The sequence below is a fragment of the uncultured Zoogloea sp. genome (assembly GCF_937894855.1).
Lineage (GTDB): Bacteria > Pseudomonadota > Gammaproteobacteria > Burkholderiales > Rhodocyclaceae > Zoogloea > Zoogloea oryzae.
This window is the reverse complement of record NZ_CALAYQ010000048.1, coordinates 1-18,202: the sequence shown is the minus strand read 5'-3', so window position 1 is coordinate 18,202 and position 18,202 is coordinate 1. Positions and strand designations below refer to the sequence as shown.

At 69.2% G+C, this 18,202-nt stretch carries 12 protein-coding genes; 4 read left to right on the top strand and 8 right to left on the bottom strand.

Annotated elements, in window-relative coordinates; translation table 11 throughout:
• The first annotated feature begins 193 nt into the window (after positions 1-193).
• Positions 194-3,517 (top strand): EAL domain-containing protein, encoded by a 3,324-nt coding sequence (locus tag Q0672_RS06330; RefSeq protein ID WP_298620849.1) that lies wholly within the window; start codon positions 194-196, stop codon positions 3,515-3,517.
• On the opposite strand, the gene Q0672_RS06325 is transcribed toward Q0672_RS06330, so the two are convergent.
• From Q0672_RS06325 to Q0672_RS06290, 8 genes are all read right to left on the bottom strand, one after another.
• Complete coding sequence (locus Q0672_RS06325; protein ID WP_153160289.1) at positions 3,488-3,829, bottom strand: type II toxin-antitoxin system RelE/ParE family toxin; 342 nt, start codon at positions 3,827-3,829, stop codon at positions 3,488-3,490. The two genes, Q0672_RS06330 and Q0672_RS06325, sit on opposite strands and share 30 nt — an antisense overlap.
• A complete protein-coding gene (locus tag Q0672_RS06320) occupies positions 3,829-4,104 on the bottom strand; it encodes a type II toxin-antitoxin system Phd/YefM family antitoxin (protein ID WP_153160290.1) in 276 nt (91 codons plus the stop codon). Before Q0672_RS06320 ends, Q0672_RS06325 begins: the two co-directional genes overlap by 1 nt.
• Positions 4,105-4,216: 112 nt before the next feature.
• On the bottom strand, positions 4,217-5,152 hold the full coding sequence (locus Q0672_RS06315; protein WP_298620844.1) for a response regulator transcription factor: 936 nt from the start codon (positions 5,150-5,152) through the stop codon (positions 4,217-4,219).
• On the bottom strand, positions 5,145-8,534 hold the full coding sequence (locus Q0672_RS06310) for an ATP-binding protein (protein ID WP_298620842.1): 3,390 nt from the start codon (positions 8,532-8,534) through the stop codon (positions 5,145-5,147). Before Q0672_RS06310 ends, Q0672_RS06315 begins: the two co-directional genes overlap by 8 nt.
• A complete protein-coding gene (locus tag Q0672_RS06305) occupies positions 8,534-9,907 on the bottom strand; it encodes a sigma-54 dependent transcriptional regulator (protein ID WP_298620840.1) in 1,374 nt (457 codons plus the stop codon). Before Q0672_RS06305 ends, Q0672_RS06310 begins: the two co-directional genes overlap by 1 nt.
• Positions 9,904-11,499, bottom strand: coding sequence for an ATP-binding protein (locus Q0672_RS06300; protein WP_298620838.1), 1,596 nt, complete (start codon positions 11,497-11,499; stop codon positions 9,904-9,906). The genes Q0672_RS06305 and Q0672_RS06300 overlap by 4 nt, the downstream gene beginning before the upstream one ends.
• A gap of 9 nt (positions 11,500-11,508) precedes the next feature.
• Positions 11,509-11,772: a PP0621 family protein gene (locus Q0672_RS06295; protein ID WP_298620836.1), complete on the bottom strand. Its 264-nt coding sequence runs from the start codon at positions 11,770-11,772 to the stop codon at positions 11,509-11,511.
• 30 nt (positions 11,773-11,802) lie between these two features.
• Complete coding sequence (locus Q0672_RS06290; protein ID WP_298620834.1) at positions 11,803-12,963, bottom strand: pyridoxal phosphate-dependent aminotransferase; 1,161 nt, start codon at positions 12,961-12,963, stop codon at positions 11,803-11,805.
• A 133-nt stretch (positions 12,964-13,096) separates the two neighbouring features.
• Between Q0672_RS06290 and mtnA the strand changes: the two genes are divergently transcribed.
• The 3 genes from mtnA to Q0672_RS06275 all read left to right on the top strand — a co-directional run.
• Positions 13,097-14,152, top strand: coding sequence for an S-methyl-5-thioribose-1-phosphate isomerase (gene mtnA, locus Q0672_RS06285; protein ID WP_298620832.1), 1,056 nt, complete (start codon positions 13,097-13,099; stop codon positions 14,150-14,152).
• Positions 14,153-14,174: 22 nt separating this feature from the next.
• Positions 14,175-14,855, top strand: a complete 681-nt coding sequence (locus Q0672_RS06280; protein ID WP_298620830.1) for a class II aldolase/adducin family protein — start codon at positions 14,175-14,177, stop codon at positions 14,853-14,855.
• A gap of 13 nt (positions 14,856-14,868) precedes the next feature.
• Positions 14,869-18,202 (top strand): PAS domain S-box protein (locus Q0672_RS06275; protein WP_298620828.1); only part of this gene is annotated, 3,334 nt, incomplete at its 3' end.

The window sequence follows — 18,202 nt, the reverse complement described above, 5'->3', positions numbered from 1 at the left end:
CAAATCCATCAGCAGAGGCTGGTCGCCTCCGCGCGGACCGCGATACTACCGCATTGCAGCATTTGCGGGCGCCCTCCTTCGGGCACGGTATCTGCATGGTTCCGGGGGGCACGGAACGTCCCATACCCATCCGAGCAGTTACAATGCAGCGATTGGCTGCCAGACACCCGCCTACCGTACTCAAACCAACCTGATGCGCATCGCACCCGGCATCCGCCCGCAACTGGGCATCGCCCTCGCCTACACGGTCTGCGGGCTCATCGCACTTCACCTCGCCATCCCGCCGGGCTACGTGGCGCCGCTGTTCCCGGCCGCCGGGGTCGCGCTCGCGGCGATGCTCATCTACGGCTACGGCATCTGGCCGGCAATTTTTGCCGGCTCGGTCATCACCAACATCTACGCGGGCTTTCATGCCGGGCTGCCCGACCGCAGCCTGCTGCTGCCGCTTTACGTTGGCGCCGGCGCCTCGCTCCAGGCGATAGCGGGCACATTCATGGCCCGGCGCTGGATCCGCTTTCCGATCACCCTCGACACCGCGGATTCCATCGTCCGCCTGCTGTTTGCCGCCGCGCCCCTGAGCTGCCTCGTGGGCGCCACCATCGGCGTGACCGCGCTCGTCGTGCTGGGCGGGTTGCCCCCGGCTGAAGCCCCCTTCAGCTGGTGGAACTGGTGGGCCGGCGACGCCATCGGAATCCTCATCGCCGCGCCGCTCACCTTCGTCTTCATCGGCACCCCGCGCAACGAGTGGGCGCCGCGCCGGCTGCCCATCGCCCTGCCGCTGGGCATCGCCCTCGTCCTGCTGGTGGGGCTCGAGATCCAGGTCGCCCGGTGGGAACAACAGCGCCTGCAATCCCGCTTCGAGCGCGACGCCAGCCACCTCGCCAGCCTCGTCCGCACGCGCTTTGCCGACTACCTGGACGTACTCCAGGCCAGCGAGCGCGTGATGGTGGCCTCCCCCGCCATCGATACGCCCACCTTCGAGCAGTTCTCGTCCACCTGGCTGTCCCGCTATCCGGGCATCCAGGCCATCGGCTGGATTGCCCTCACCCCCGCTGCCGCGGTTCCCGCCCTTGAACGCAGCGCCCGCACCTCGCCTGCCACCGCGGATTTCCGGGTTGTCGACCGGGACGGCCACAACCAGCTGGTCCCCCTCGCCCCGCGGGACGAATACTTCGTCATCCGCCACATCGCCCCGCTCAACCGCAACCGCCGCGCCCTGGGCGTCAACGTCAGCTCGATCCCCAACTCCTTCGACGCCGTCCAGCGCACCGTAGCCAGCGGCACCGCCGCCGCCACCCGCGCCTTCGAACTCACCCAGGAAACCGAGCACAAGCTCGGCGTGGTGATCTACCAGCGCACCCTCGCCCCCGGCAGCACGCTCCAGACCCCGCCGGCCGGCCTCGTGTTCGTCGCCCTGCGGCTCGAAGAGGCGGTCGAGAGCGTCCTCAGCCAGCAACCGGTGCCCGGGGTGGGCTACTGCCTCGAAGAAGTGACCATCGCCCAGCCCCGCGGCAAGCGCCTTGCCGGCCTTGCCCAGTGCCCCTCGGTGGGCCAGGCCGGCCCCGGCGGCATCCACACCTGGCAGGAAACCTTCGACTTCGCCGGCCAGACCTGGCGCCTCGGCTTTGCCCCCACACCGGCCTACGCCGCGCTCAACCGCGGCTGGGAAACCTGGACCCTGATCGCCATCGGCCTCGTGTCCACCGGCCTCCTCGGCGCCTTCCTCCTCGCCACCACCGGGCGCGCCCGGCGCATCGAGGAAATGGTGGGCCAGCGCACCAGCGAGCTCGCCGACACCAGCCGGCGCCTCCAAGCCCAGCAGGCCATCCTCACCCACGCCGAGCGCATCGCCCGCCTCGGTTCATGGGAGGCCGACCCCATCACCGGCGCCAGCCACTGGTCGGCCGAGCTCTACCGGGTGCTCGGCATCCCCGCCGAGTGCGACAGCCAGCTCGGCGCCCTGCTCGACGCCGTGCTCCCGTCCGACCGCTCCACCCTTCGCGATGCCCTCAACCGGGTGGCCAACGGCCAGCCCAACGCCAGCCTCGACGTGCGCCTGCCCCCCGAAAACGGCGAGAGCCGCACCGTCCATTTCACCATCGAGGCCACCCCCAACCCCGCCGGTGGCACCCTGCTGCGGGGCACCGTGCAGGACGTCACCGCCAGCCGTGCCGCCGAAGCCCACATCCACTACCTGGCCCACTACGACACCCTCACCGGCCTGCCCAACCGCACCCTGTGGATCAACCGCGCCGAACAGGCCCTCGCCTTCGCCCGCCGCAACCAGCTGCGCCTGGGCGTGCTGTTCCTCGATCTGGACAACTTCAAGACCATCATCGACACCCTCGGCCACCCGGTGGGCGACCGCCTGCTCTCGGCCGTGGCCAAGCGGCTCTCCGGCAGCCTGCGCGACGAGGACATCCTGGCCCGCATCGGCGGCGACGAATTCGTCGTGCTGCTGCCCCAGCTCGGCCGCCCCGACGACGCCGCCACCGTTGCCCGCAAGCTCATCGCCAGCCTCAACGCCCCCTTCCACGTGGGCAACCAGGATCTCGTCACCTCCACCAGCGTGGGCATCGCCCTCTACCCCGGAAACGGCGCCGACATCAACACCCTGCTCAAGCACGCCGACACCGCCATGTACGACGCCAAGAGCGAAGGCCGCAACGACTTCCGCTTCTTCACGCCCGACATGAACAGCCGCGCCTACGCCCGGCTCAAGCTCGAAAACGCCCTGCGCCGCGCCCTCGATCGCAACGAGCTGATCCTCGAATACCAGCCCCAGTGGCAGATGCCCGGCCAGACCCTCGTCGGCGTCGAGGCCCTGGTGCGCTGGAACCACCCCGACCGCGGCCGCGTCTCGCCCCACGAGTTCATCCCCATCGCCGAGGAGACCGGACTCATCCAGCCCCTGGGCGACTGGGTGCTGCGCGAAGCCTGCCGCCAGCAGGCCGAATGGCAGGTCCTGGCCCAGCGCACCGGCCACACCTGCCCGGTGGTCGCCATCAACATCTCGGCCCTGCAGTTCCGCAAACCGGATTTCCTCGCGCGGGTCCGCCAGATCATCGCCGACAGCGGCGCCACCCCCGACCGGCTGGAGCTCGAACTCACCGAGAGCGCCCTGATGCAGCCCACCCCCGAGATCGAAGCCCAGCTCGCCGCCCTGCGCGCCATGGGCATCGGCCTCGCGCTCGACGACTTCGGCACCGGCTACTCCAGCCTCGCCTACCTCAAGCGCCTGCCCCTCACCCACCTCAAGATCGACCGCTCCTTCGTGCGCGACCTCCCCGGCGACGCCGAAGACGCCGCCATCGCCGCCGCCACCCTCTCCATCGCCCGCGACCTGGGCCTCAAGGTCATCGCCGAAGGCGTCGAGACCGAAGCCCAGCGGGATTTCCTCCTCGAGCGCCAGTGCAGCGTGATGCAGGGCTTCCTGTTCGCCCGCCCGCTGCCGGCCGAAGCAATCGCGCAGCTACTCGCCGCCGGCTCAACCGCCCAGCAGACGGCGGGCCAGTAGCGATTGCATGTCGCGGCGCCCGTCGATGATCAAATGAATGATGACCTCGCTGCCAGTGACGCGGTAGATCACGCGGTAGGGCTTGAAGAAGGTCTGGCGGAATTCCTTGATACCGAGGCCCAGCAATTCCCTCGGATGACTGCCACGCTCGGGTGATATCGCCAAACTCTCCACCACGTCCATCAGCGCATCCAGCACGTAATTGGCGTTCGCCACGCAGTCAAACTCGGCGATGTAGTCGTGGATGGACTCCAGGTCGCGCTCTGCCCCTTCCGTAAGCAGAACATCGAACCGGGCCGGTGCGCCAGCCATCAGGCCGAGGTCCGCTTGGCGCGCAGGCGGGCGACGACATCGGCCACCGGCTTGACCTTGCCAGCCGCCACCTCCTGGGTGCCCAGGGCCAGTATCTTGAGCAGGGCCAGGGTTTCCTGGGTCTCTTCGAATGAAGCGACGTCCTGCAGAACCGCCTTGGCTTCGCCATTCTGGGTGATGACCAGGGGTTCCCGCTGTTCGGCAAGCTGTGTCAAGACCTCGGCGGCATTGGCCTTGAGATAGCTGATTGGCTTGACTTGAGATGAATAGCGCATGACCGTACCTCGAAAACCAAAGGACTGAATATAGTCTTTTAACAGTCGCCCAACAAGCGCGCCGAATGGGCCCCGGAAACTGCCGCAACCACGCGGCTCACCGCTGCCCTGCCTACCCCTCCCCCCCCATCCGGATCCGCGCCATCGCCACCGACGCGGCAGCGGTACGGTTTTCGACGCCGAGCTTGGCGAAGACGTGTTCCAGGTGCTTGTTCACCGTGCGTGGGCTGGAGCCCAGGATCTCGCCGATGTCGGGGCTGGTCTTGCCCTTGATGACCCAGTAGAGCACCTCGGCCTCGCGGGTGGTGAGGCGGAAGGCGGCCTGCAGGGCTTCGATCACCGCGGTGTCGGATTCCTCGCGCAGGGCCAGCAGCCATTCGTCCTCGCCGGCCCGCTCGTGGAGGGTGAACACCAGCCGCTTGGCGCCGCTGCTGATGGTGAGCGGCGGAAAGGCGTGGCCGTCCCGGCGGGCCTTGGCGGACTCGGCGATCCAGGCGCGCACGGCCTGGGGGGCGTTGTCGTCGTCGCTGCCGAAGTATTCGCCCAGCAGCTTGCGGGCGAGCGGCGTCTGCCACACCAGCCGGCCGGTCTCGGGCTGCACCGCCAGGGTGGCCTGGCCGAAGGCATCCAGCGCGCTGCGGGCCTGGCGCATCAGGCGGGCGCTCTGCATGTGGGCGGCAATGCGGGCCAGCACCTCCTGGGGGCGGATCGGCTTGGTGACGTAATCGGCGCCGCCGGCGTCGAAGGCGGCCACCACGTGCTCGGTCTCGGTGAGGCCGGTCATGAACACGATGGGGATGTGCTGGGTGGTGAAATCCGCCTTCAGCCGCCGCGCCACCTCGAAGCCGTCCATGCCGGGCATCACCGCGTCGAGGAGGATCACGTCCGGCACGCTGTTGTGGGCGCGCTGCAGCGCCGATTCGCCGTTGGTGGCGACGAGCACGGTGTAGCCGGCCTCGTCGAGGGCGTCGTGGAGCAGCGAGAGGTTCTCGGGGATGTCGTCAACGATCAGCACGAGATCGGAGTTGAGCCGGTCGAAATCAGGCATGGCGGGCTTTGTCCAGCAGGGGCGGAATGGCGTCGAGGCGGAAGTTGCGGGTGAGCTCGCGCAGCTCGGCCACAAAAGGCGCGTAGGCGGCGTCGAGGGCCTCGATCTCGTCGAGGCGGCGCAGGATGCCCTTCACGTAGCCCATCTCGACCTGCTCGGCCAGATCGACGATCACCTCGGGCGGCGGATAGACCATGTCGACAGGCAGCGCCGGGGGCGGCTCGGGCTGGTTGGGCTCGAGCCAATCGAGCGACAGGCGCCGGCCGATCCAGTCGATCAGCTCGACCACCTGCACGGGCTTGAGGAAGAAATCGTTGCTGCCGATGGCGAGGTCGTTGTCGTCGGAATGCAGGCCGCGCTCGTAGGCGTTGGCCGAGATGATCGCCACCGGCACCGCGGCCATCTCGGCACCGCCCTCGCCCGCGCGGATGCGCCGCACGACCTCCCAGCCGTCCATGCCGGGCATCGCCAGATCCATGAACACCAGATCGGGCTTGAAGCGCGGCAGCACCCGCAGGCATTCGTGGCCGTTGGCGGCCTGGGCCAGCGAAAAACCCAGGGGCTCAAGCAAGGTGATGAGGAACTCCCGATCCACCCGCTCGTTATCCACCACTAGAATGCGCCGGCGCTCGCCCCGGTAGCCGACGCGGTTGCGCGGCAGCTCGCGCACGGCCACCTCGCCGCGCACCTGGGGCAGGAACAGGCGCACCCGGAAGGTGCTGCCCGCGCCGGGCTGGCTCTTGACGGTGAGCTCGCCGCCCATCACGTCGGCGAACATCCGGCTGATGGTGAGCCCCAGCCCGGCGCCGCCCGCCCCCTGGGCCGAGGTGCCGCGGGAGAAGGGATCGAAGATGCGCTCGATCTCGGCCTGGGAGATGCCGGGGCCGGTGTCTTCCACCTCGAAGGTGGCCATCTCCATGCGGTAGGTGAGGCGCAGGCAGATCGAGCCCTTGGCGGTGAACTTCACCGCGTTGCCCAGCAGGTTGATGAGGATCTGGCGCACCCGCTTGCCGTCGGCGCGCACCACCGGCGGGATCTCGCCGATGGGCTCGAAGCGGAAGCTGAGGCCCTTGTTGCGGGCCTGCACCTCGAACATGCCGACGATCTGCTGGAGGAAATCCTTGAAATCGATCGGCTTCACATCCAGCGCCAGCCTGCCGCCCTCGATGCGGGCGATGTCCAGGGTGCCCTCGATCACCGACAGCAGGTGGTCGCCGCTGCGCCGGATGACGTTGATGGCCTGGCGCCGATGGGGCGGGATCGCGTCGTCCCCGTCGAGGATCTGGGCGTAGCCGAGGATGCTGTTGAGGGGCGTGCGCAGCTCGTGGCTGATGGCGGTGATGTAGCGGCTCTTGGCCTGGTTGGCCAGCTCCGCCGCCTGCTTGGCCCGCTGGAGCTGCTCGTCGGTGCGGCGGTGGGATTCGATCTCGCGCATCAGCAGGCTGGTCTGGCGGTTGGATTCTTCCTGCGCCACCTGCCGGCTCTTGTGGGTGAGCACCAGCCACCACACCACCAGCCCGCTCACCAGCAGCAGGCTCATGTAGGCCTTGATGAAGGCCAGGCGTAGGGCTTCGACGGCCTCGGCCCCGTCGGTGCCGAGCAGCTGGACGCCCTGCTGGTAGAGCAGCCACACCAGCACCGCCAGGGCCGGCGCCAGCACGCCCATCAGCAGCAGGTAGTGGCCGAGGCCGCTCTCCACGTAGGGCCAGGCGGCCTCGGGCAGCACCCGGCGCATCGCCCACGCCCACTGCACAGAGAGCCGCGCGTCCGGCTTGCACAGATCGTTGCAGCGGGCGTCGAGGGAGCAGCACAGGGAGCAGATCGGCCCCTGATAGGCCGGACAGCGCGCCAGGTCGTCGGCCTCGTATTCGCGCTCGCAGATCACGCAGCGCCCGTCGCCCGCAGCCGCGTGGGGCTGGCGCGCGAGGTAGTAACGCCCGCCGGTGGCCCAGGCGATCAGCGGCGAGGCCACGAAGGCGGTGACCAGCGCGATGAGCGCCGAGAACGCCTGGGGCCCCGGCCCAAAGGCGCCCGCCCAGGCCGCCACCGACAGCAGCGAGGCAATCCCCATCGCCCCCACGCCCACCGGATTCACGTCGTAGAGGTGCGCCCGCTTGAACTCGATGCCCGGCGGCGACAGGCCCAGGGGCTTGTTGATGACCAGATCGGCCACCACCGCCATCATCCAGGCGATGGCCACGTTGGCGTACAGGCCCAGCACCTTGCCGAGGGCCTGGAACACGTCCAGCTCCATCAGCATCAGCGCGATGGCGGTGTTGAACACCACCCACACCACCCGCCCCGGATGGCTGTGGGTGAGCCGCGCGAAGAAGTTCGACCACGCCAGCGAGCCGGCGTAGGCGTTGGTCACGTTGATCTTGAGCTGGGAGATCACCACGAACAGCGCCGTGGCCGCCACCGCCCAGCGCAGGTCGGGGAAGACGTATTCGTAGGCGGCGAGGTACATCTGGTTCGGGTCCACCGCCCGCTGGATGGACACCGCGTTGCTGATCGCCAGATAGGCCAGCAGCGCCCCACCGAGCATCTTGATCACCCCCAGCAGCACCCAGCCGGGGCCACCCACCAGCACCGCAGCCCACCAGCGGCGGGTGTTGGTGGCGGTCTTTTCGGGCATGAAGCGCAGGTAGTCGGCCTGCTCGCCCATCTGGGTGATGAGCGCGATGCCGACCGTGAGCGCCGCGCCGAATGCGTGCAGGTTGAAGCCCGCCCCCACGCCGTGCTCACCGCCGTAGCCGGCCAGCTCCGAGAGGATGCCGGGCCGGGCGGCAAAGACGAACACGTAGGGCACCACCAGCATCAGCACCCACAGGGGCAGCGTGATGGACTGGAGCCGGCTGATCGCCGTGACCCCGTGGGTGACCAGCGGAATCACCACCACCGCGCACAGCAGGTAGCCCCAGGCCGGCGGTATGTCGAAGGCCAGCTCCAGCGCGTAGGCCATGATCGCCGCCTCGAGGGCGAAGAAGATGAAGGTGAACGAGGCGTAGATCAGCGAGGTGAGCGTCGAGCCGATGTAGCCGAAGCCCGCACCGCGGGTGAGCAGATCCATGTCCACCCCGTAGCGGGCGGCGTAGATGCTGATGGGCAGGCCCGCCAGGAAGATGATCAGCCCGGTGGCGAGGATCGCCCACAGGGCGTTGAGGAAGCCGTAATCCACCAGCAGCGTTGCGCCCACGGCCTCCAGCACCAGAAAGGACGCCACGCCAAACGCCGTGTTGGCCACCCGCAGTTCGGACCAGCGCCGGAAGCTGCGCGGGGTGAAGCGCAGGGCGTAGTCCTCGATGGTTTCGCGGGCGACCCAGGTGTTGTAGTCGCGGCGGATCTTGACGACCCGCTGGACGGCATCCGGTTCGCTGTCCATCACTCCTTGATGCCCAGCCGTTCGAGCCGGTAGCGCAGCGAGCGGAAGGTGACACCCAGCGCCCGGGCCGCGGCGGTGCGGTTGCCGCCGGATTTTTCGAGGGCCTCCTCGATCACGTGGCGCTCCACCTGGTCGAGGTATTCCTGAAGGTCGGCGCCGCCCGGGGTGGCCGGCGTTGCCGGGCTGGCCTCGCCCATGTCGGAGGGGTCGAGGAGCAGGTCGTCGGCCTCGATGAACTCGCCGGACGACAGGGCCATCGCCCGCTCGAGGATGTTCTCCAGCTCGCGTACGTTGCCCGGGAAGGCATAGGCCTTGAGCGCCCGCAGCGCCCCCTCACTGAGACGCACCGGCGGCAGGCCGGACGATTCGGACAGCCGGGCGAGGAGGATTTCGGCGAGCTGGGGGATGTCCTCGGCGCGCTCGCGCAGCGGCGGCATGCGCAGCTCGATGACGTTGAGGCGGTAGAACAGATCCTGCCGGAAGCGGGTCGCCTCGACCATCGCCTTGAGGTTTTGATGGGTGGCGCTGAGGATGCGCACGTCAACCTGGGTTTCGGTGGTGTCACCCAGGCGGCGGAACTTCTTCTCCTGGATCGCCCGCAGCAGCTTGACCTGCATCGGCAGCGGCAGATCGCCCACCTCGTCGAGGAACAGGGTGCCGCCGTGGGCCGCCTGGAAGAAGCCTTCCCGGTCGGCGTCGGCGCCGGTGAAGGCGCCCTTCCTGGCCCCGAAGAACTCGCTCTCCATCAGGTTCTCGGGGATCGCCCCGCAGTTGACCGCCACGAAGGGCGCGGCGGCGCGGGGGCCGAGGTCGTGGATCATCCGCGCGGCACGCTCCTTGCCGCTGCCGGATTCGCCCGAGATGAACACCGGCGCCTGGCTGCGGGCGAGCTTCTCGATCAGCGAACGCACCTGGACCATCGCCGGCGACTCGCCGGTGAGGCTGGAGGTGTCCTTCTTGCTGTCGTCGTCATCCTTGGCCGTCACCGAGAACACCGACTTGACCAGCGCCCGCAGCTGGTCGATGGAGACCGGCTTGGAGAGATAGTCGAAGGCCCCGGCCTTCAGCGCCGTGACGGCGTTGTCCATGCTGCCGAAGGCGGTGATCACCGCCACCGGCAGGTCGCGGCAGGTCTCGGAGATGTAGCGCACCAGCTCGAGCCCGTCGCCATCGGGCAGGCGCATGTCGGTGAGGCACAGGCGGTAGCGCTTCTGGCCGAGCAGCGCCCGGGCCTCGGCCAGGGTGGCGGCGCCATCGCTGGAAAGGCCGAGGCGCAGCAGGCTCAGTTCGAGCAGCTCGCGGATGTCGTCCTCGTCATCGACGATGAGCACGTCCGGGCCGCTGGAGCGGGCCCGTCTTTCGATCTGGGTCATGGTTTCACGCGTCCGATGATCCGGAAATGGGCTCCCGGCAGGGCTGCAGTGGTGCCGGCTTCGGCCGGCGGCGTCACGCACAGTTCGAGCACCGCGCCGTTGGCTTCGGCGAGTTCCCGCGAGATGTAGAGCCCGAGGCCGGTGCCTTTCGAGTGGGTGGTGAAGAAGGGTTCAAAAACCTGCGCCCGCAGCGCCTCGGCAATCCCCGGGCCGTCATCGGACACATCCAGCGCTACGCGTCCATCATCTCGCAGCGCAGCATCGATTTTTACCGCAGCAGGCGCGCCGCTGCAATGACGTCGTGCATTGCCGACGAGATTCCACAGAATCTGGCGCAGATGGGCCCGGTCCATGGCCATCTCGAGCCCCGGCGGCACGCGATTCACCACCACCCCGCGGGCGCCGCTCTCGGCCACGTCGAACTCTTCGAGGAACTCATCGACGAACTCGGCCAGCGGCAGCGCCTCGGGCAGCGCCTCGTCGCGCCGGCCGAGGGCCAGCACGTCGGCCACCAGCCGGTCGATGCGCTGGGCGTTGTTGCCGATGATGCGGATCAAGCGGGCCTGCATGTCGCCACGTTTTTCCTCGCGCAGCAGCTCAGCCGCCTGATAGACGGACGCCAGCGGGTTGCGGATCTCGTGGGCGATGCTGGCGGTGAGCCGCCCCAGCGCCGCCAGCTTGACCTGCTGGATCTGGCGATGGATGCGGTCGAAGTCTTCCAGGTAGACCAGCGTCTCGTTGGCTTCGCCGGCGGGCAGGAAGCGCGCCAGCAGCATCTTGCCGCTGCCGTCGGCACGCAGGCTGTGGGCCGAATCGCCGTGCTCGGCCCGGCGCCGGAGTTCGCGCTCCAGGGCCGGCGCGTGTTCACCAAGGGTTGCGCCCTCGCGCAGCTCGGCCCCCAGCAGCGCCACCGCCTGGGGGTTGAACTGGCGCACCACGCCACCCTCGCCCACCACCAGCACGCCGTCCTGCATGTCCTGGATGATCTGGCGATTGAGGCGCAGCTGGCTGGCCAGATCCACGCCCCGCTGGCGGGCCAGGTTCTCGTTGGCGATGGCCCGCAGCGCCAGCAGGCGCGCCACCTGGGCGATGGCGAAGAAGCCGATGCAGGTGATGCCGACGGTGAAAAAGTCCACCGTCTCGCGCCCCGACAGCAGCCGGAACATGTTCTCCAGCAGCACCGCCACGGTGGCGTAGGCCGCGTAGAACAGCACCATCCGCCCCTGCCCCACCAGCCCGGCACCAGCCAGGGCGATGAGGATCAGGATCGGGATGCCGCTGCGGTAGCCGCCGCTCGCCCACATGATGAGGGTGAGCGAGGTGACATCCACCAGCACCTGGATGGTGACGAGCCGGTTGTGCCCGAGGAGCCGGGCCGCATCCGGAAAACCCAGGCTCAGCACCGCCGCCACATAGGCAAAGGAGACGCCGAAGAAGATGGTGGGCGAATCGCTACCGAGATTCAGCGACGGCCCCGCCACCAGGAACAGCCCGGCGAGGGTCAGGCGAAACAGGTTGAGATAGCGCAGCGGCTCGGCGCGGCTGAAATCGTCGGCCAGGCCGACATCCCGCTGGGGCAGCTCGCGCTTCACGGGCGCGGCTTAGCTGCGCGGGCCGAGCCGGCGATGCTCCTCGGAGCAGTAAAAACCGCCCCCACCGCGCACGCCCTCGCTTTCGGGCACATGCAGGCCGCAGTGGGCGCAGGCTACCATCTGTTCGATCTCGGCCACCGGAGCGCCGCGCTGGGGCGCCGGCTCGTCATCCTGCCGCGGAGCCTGGGGGCCGGGCGCACCCGGCCGACGCAGGGCACGCCGCACGTAGTAAAGGCCGATCAGGAACAGGATGAACAGGAGGATATTGCGCACGTCGAGGGCTCCAGCGGTAAGCCACCGAGTTTAGCAGAAGCGCCGGAGCCGCTCGAAAGCCGCCTCCAGCGTCTCGTCGCGCTTGGCAAAGCAGAAGCGGATCACCCGCTCGTCGCGCCCGTCGCCGAAGAAGGCCGACAGGGGGATCGCCGCCACGCCCACCTCGCGGGTCAGCCACTGGACGAAGTCGGTGTCGTGCGCGTCCGAGATCGCCCCGTAGCGGACGGTCTGGAAATACGTGCCGGTGCACGGCAGCAGCTCGAAGCCCGTACCGGTCAGCCCGGCCCGGAAGAAATCCCGCTTGGCCTGGTAGAAAGCCGCCAGCCCCAGGTGACGCGAGGCATCCATCATGTAATCGGCCAGCGCCAGCTGCACCGGGGTGTTCACGGTGAACACGTTGAACTGATGCACCTTGCGGAACTCGGCCATCAGCGCCTGCGGGGCCAGCACGTAACCCACCTTCCAGCCAGTCACGTGGTAGGTCTTGCCGAAGCTCGACACGATCACGCTGCGCTCGGCGAGATCCGGGTAGAGCGCCGCGCTCTCGTGGCGCCGGCCGTCGAAGACGATGTGCTCGTACACCTCGTCGGCCACCACGATGATGCCGGTGCCGCGCACCAGGTCGCACAGCGCCCGCATGTCGTCGGGCGACCACACCGTGCCGCTCGGGTTGTGGGGCGTGTTGATCATGATCATCCGGGTCTTCGGCGACACCAGCGCCCGCACCGCGGCCCAGTCGGGGCGGTAATCCGGTGCCGACAGCCGGGCGCGCTTCACCACGCCGCCCGCCAGCTCGATGGATGGCACGTAGGAGTCATACACCGGCTCGAAGACGATCACCTCGTCGCCCGGATGCACCAGCGCCGCCACGGCGGTGAACAGCGCCTGGGTCGCCCCGGCGGTCACGGTGATCTCGGTTTCCGGGTCGTAGCTCGCACCGTAGAGCGCGGCGACCTTGGCGGCGATGGCCTCGCGCAGCGCCGGCACGCCAGCCATCGGCGCGTACTGGTTGTGGCCGGCGCGCATCCAGTGGGAAACGCGCTCGAAGAGCAGGTCTTCCGCGCTGAAATCCGGAAACCCCTGCGACAGGTTGATCGCCCCGCACTCCTGGGCCAGGCGCGACATCACGGTGAAGATCGTGGTGCCCACCGCGGGCAGACGGGAAACCACAGGGGCGGGAAAACGGGGCATGACGATCACTCCGGGGTGGATCAACGCAAAAAGGCGGGCCGATTCTGGCAGATGACGCCCCCGCCGGCCAGCCACCCGGCGCGCCGGCCCCGATACAATCGCGCCTTCGCCCATCCTCCTGAAACCCCCCACCGTGTCCGACGCCTGCCCCACCATCGCCCGCGACGGCGATGAGGTCGTGATCCTCGACCAGACCTGCCTGCCCTGGACTGAACGCTTCGTCCGCCTCGACACGCTCACCGACGCCGCCGTCGCCATCCGCGACATGCAGGTGCGTGGCGCGCCGCTGATCGGTGCCACCGCCGCCTTCGGGCTGGCCCTGGCCCTGAAGGCCGAGGCCTCCGACGCCGCCCTCGCCCACGCCGACGCCGTGCTGCGCGCCACCCGCCCCACCGCGGTCAACCTCCACTGGGCCCTCGACCGCATGCAGGACGCCCTCGCCCCGCTACCCGCCTTGGAGCGCCCCGCCGCCGCCTGGGCCGCCGCCGAAGCCATCCGCGCCAGTGACGCCGCCGCCAACGCTGCCATCGGCGAGCACGGCAAGGCGATCCTCGAAGCACTGGCCGCGGCCAAAGGCCGGCCGCTCCAGCTGATGACCCACTGCAACGCCGGCTGGCTCGCCACCTGTGGCCACGGCACCGCGCTGGCGCCCATCTACGCCGCCCACGCGGCGGGCATTCCGCTGCACGTTTATGTAAGCGAAACCCGCCCGCGCAACCAGGGCCTCCTCACCGCCTGGGAGCTCGCCCGCGCCGGCGTGCCCCACACCCTGGTCGCCGACAACGCCGCCGGCTGGCTGCTGGCCGAAGGCCGGGTCGATCTGGTCATCACCGGCGCCGACCGCATCGCCGCCAACGGCGACAGCGCCAACAAGGTAGGCACCTACCTCAAGGCCCTGGCCGCCCACGCCCACGGCGTGCCTTTCTACATCGCCGCGCCCCGCTCGACCATCGACTTCGCCTGCCCGAACGGCCGGACGATCCCCATCGAGGAGCGCAGCGCCGACGAGGTGCGCCTCATCCACGGGCTGGACGAACACGGCGCCGCAGCCCGCCTGCGCATCGCCGGCGACACCACCGCGGCCTGCAATCCGGCCTTCGACGTCACGCCTGCCGGGCTTCTGGCTGGCATAATCTGCGAGTTCGGCGTGTTTGCCGCCGACGCCCTCGCCGCCATCGAGCACCGTTGATCCCGGACTGGAGCAAGTGATCATGAACGAGAACGTATTGCGGGCCGGCCTCCTCGACACGGCCCGGGAAATGGCCCACTGCGGACTCAACGCCGGCACCGCCGGCAATGCCAGCGTGCGCTGCACCCGGGGCTTCCTGATCACGCCCACCGGCCGCCCCTACGACGAGCTCAGCCCCGACGACATGGCCCTGATGGGGATGGACGGCAGCTGGCACGGGCCCTTCGCCCCGTCGTCCGAGTGGCGCATCCACCGGGACATCCTCGCCGCGCGGCCCGACGTGGGCGCCGTGCTCCACGCCCACTCGCCTTTCGCCACCGCGCTGGCCTGTCACCGACGCGCCATTCCGGCCTTCCATTACATGATCGCCCGCTTCGGCGGCACCGACGTGCGCTGCGCGCCCTACGCCACCTTCGGCACCCAGGCGCTCTCCGACGGGGCCATCGCCGCCCTCGAAGGCCGCCGAGCCTGTCTGCTCGCCAACCACGGCATGCTGGTGCTGGGCGGCGACCTGCGCGGCACCCTGGCGCTGGCCGTCGAGTTCGAGACCCTCTGCGAGCAATACTGGCGCGCCTGTCAGCTGGGCGAGCCGCACATCCTCTCCAGCGCCGAGATGGACGAAGTCCTCGCCCTGTTCAAGACCTACGGCCAGCCCCGCCCGACCACCCCGACCCCGCTGGCGGCCGAACCCGGCCCGGCCTGAACGCCCCGCTCCGATGTCCAGCCCCGCCGCCAACAGCCCGCCCCCCCGACGCCCGCCCGCGCGTCTGGTGCGCAGCCTGCTGTGGCGGATGCTGCTGATCTTTGTGGCGAGCATCGTGGTGTTCGGCGCCGCCATCCAGTTCCTGATCTTCGCCCCGGCCACCCAGTCCCTCGCCCGCACCCGGCTCGATCTGGCCGTCACCCAGGTCCAGTCCGAAGCCGAACGCAACTTCCGCCGCATCGAGACCCAGCTCCACACCGCCCGCAGCTGGGGCCAGAGCCACCGCCTGCGCCTCGACGACGTGCCGGGTTTCAACGCAATGCTGACCCCGCTCCTCACCGGCGACAGCCAGATCTCGTCGATCCATCTGGCGGACACCGACGGCCGTGAAGTGCTGGTGCTGCGCGACCCCAACGGCTGGTTCAACCGCATCACCGACCCGCAGATCGTCGGGAAGGGCAGCCGCTGGCAGTACTGGTCGAAGAGCGGCAAGCTGATCTCCGACACCTGGAAGGAGCCCCGCTACGACCCCCGCTCCCGCCCCTGGTTCGAGGCCGCGCTGGCCCTGCCCGCCGACGACGGCGCGGTGGGCTGGACGGCGCCCTACCGCTTCTTCACCACCGGCGACGCCGGCATCACCGCCTTCACCCGCTGGACCGCCGACGACGGCAAGCGCTACATCATCGCCTTCGACCTGCAGCTGGCCGAGCTCTCCCGCCTCACTGTCGATTCGCCGGTGGGCGAACGGGGCGGCAGCGCCGTACTGTCCGACAAGGGCGAGGTCATCGGCCTGCCCCGTTACCCCCGCTTCGCCAACCTGTCCGACCGCCGCGACGCTGCCCTGCGGCCCGCCGCCGAGCTGAACGTCGATTTCCTCACCCGCGGCTACGCCCAGTGGCTGGTGGATGGCCGCCCGTCCGGCGAAATGCTCGGTTTCGAGAACGAAGGCGAAGCCTGGCTGGCCCAGTTCGTACCCATCAGCCTCGGCCAGCAACGCTGGTGGATCGGCGGCTTCGCCCGCGAGCGCGACTTCATCCCCACCCGCCTGCAGGACATGGCCCCGACGCTCGTCGGCCTGATCCTCCTCAGCGTCGCCATCACCGCCGGCATCGCCCGCCGGCTCGGCCGCCGCATCGAAACCAGCCTGTCGGCCCTGATCGACCAGAGCGAACGCATCGGCCGGCTCGATCTCACCCCGCCCGAACCCTTCGTCACCGACTGGCAGGAGATCGCCGACCTGGCCGATTCCCACGAGCGCATGCGGGCCCACCTGAGCGCCGCCGCCAGCGCCCTGGAGCGCAGCCGCGCCGAGCTCGAAGAAAAGGTCTCCGAACGCACCAGCCAGCTCGCCGAAAAATCCACTGCCCTGGCCGACCAGCTGCTGTTCATCCAGGTGCTCCTCGACACGCTGCCCAACCCGGTCTTCTACAAAGGGCCGGATGCCCGCTACCTGGGCTGCAATCAGGCCTACGAGAAAGCCTTCGGCACCACCCGCGCCTTCCTCGTCGGCAAGACCGTGCTGGAGCTGCCCTTCCTGCCGCCCGAGCTGCGCGCCGCCCACCACGACAACGACCTGCAGACCATCGCCACCGCCGGCACCCTCCACAAGGAAGTGCGCCTGCCCTTTGCCGACGGCGCCACACACGACAACCTGTACTGGGTCAGCAGCTTCCGCCTGGCCAATGGCGAACTCGGCGGCCTGCTTGGCGTGCTGGTGGATATCAGCGCCCAGAAAGAGGCCGAGCGCGAGGCCCGCCGCGCCGACGAATGGAGCCGGCGCATCCTCGAATCGAGCCCCATCGCGGTCATCATCAATCGCCCCGGCGGCAACCCGCTGTTCGTCAACAGCCGCGCCGCCGAAGTGGCCCGCACCAGCCGGGAAGACTTCATGCAGCGGCCCGTGGTCAGCTGGTTCCGCAACCAGGCGGTGGCCGACGCGGTGCTCCTGCAGCTACGCGACGGTCACCCGGTGCGCGACCAGGAGATCGAGTTCCGCGCCGCCGACGGCACGCCCCTGTGGGTGCTGGTCACCATCGAGATGATCGAATTCCGCGGCGGCCCGGCCCTCATCAGCTGGTGCTACGACATCACCCGCCGCAAGGCCGCCGAGCGCGATCTGCGCACCCTGTCGCTGGCGGTCGAACAAAGCGCCACGATGCTGGCCATCACCGACCCGTCGGGCATCATCCAGTACGCCAACCCCCACCTGTGCCGCGAAACCGGCTATGCCGCCCCCGAGCTCACCGGCACCGTACCCGACCTGCTGGACCCCAGCGGCCAGTTCCTCGACTTCCACGCCGAACAGTGGCGCGCCCTCAAGGCCGGCAGCGTGTGGCGGCGGGAGTGCCAGCTGCGGCGCAAGAACGGCGACGCCCTGTGGGTCGGCATCTCGGTCAGCGGGCTCACCGAGACGGCCGACGCCCGCGGCGAGATCACCCACTGCGTGTGGGTGCTCGAAGACCTGGCGGTCCATCGCCAGGCCCTCTCTACCCTGCGCGAAGCCAAGCGCCTGGCCGAGGAGGCCGCCGAATCCAAGGCGCGCTTCCTGGCCAACATGAGCCACGAGATCCGCACCCCGCTCAACGCCATCATCGGCCTGGCCAACCTGTGCCAGGGCACCGGCCTCGACCCGCGCCAGCGCGACTACCTCGACAAGATCCAGGCCTCCGGCACCACCCTGCTGGGCGTGGTGAACGACATCCTCGACTTCTCCAAGATCGAAGCCGGCAAGCTCAACCTCGAGCACACCCCCTTCACCCTCGACCAGGTGCTCGACCACGTCATCACCTTCGTCGCCCAGAAGGCCCAGGAGAAGGGGCTCGAGCTCATCCTCGAAGTCGCCCCCGAGGTGCCCCAGCAGCTGGTGGGTGACCCCCTGCGGCTGGGCCAGGTGCTCACCAACCTCCTCGGCAACGCCGCCAAGTTCACCGACACCGGCGACATCCGCCTGCGGGTCGGCCTCGTGGAGCGCAACAGCCACCGGGCCACCCTCGCGTTCGAGGTGCGCGACACCGGCATCGGGATGACCCCGTCCCAGCTCGAAAGCCTGTTCGAAGCCTTCGCCCAGGCCGACACCTCCATGTCGCGGCGCTTTGGCGGCACCGGCCTCGGCCTGTCCATCGCCCGCCACCTGGTCGAGCTGATGGGCGGCGGCACGATCGACGTGGACAGCACCCTGGGCAAGGGCCAGGGCTGCCGCAGCTACCCTAATAGCATTGCCCGAGCCCAAATAACGTTCACGGTCAGCCACTTGCCGGCCCACTGTTCACAGCCCCCGCTTTTGTGTAGTTTTCTGCGTTTTTGGGCGAACGATGGAAGCGGGCAAGTTGATGGACATGGTCGAGGTT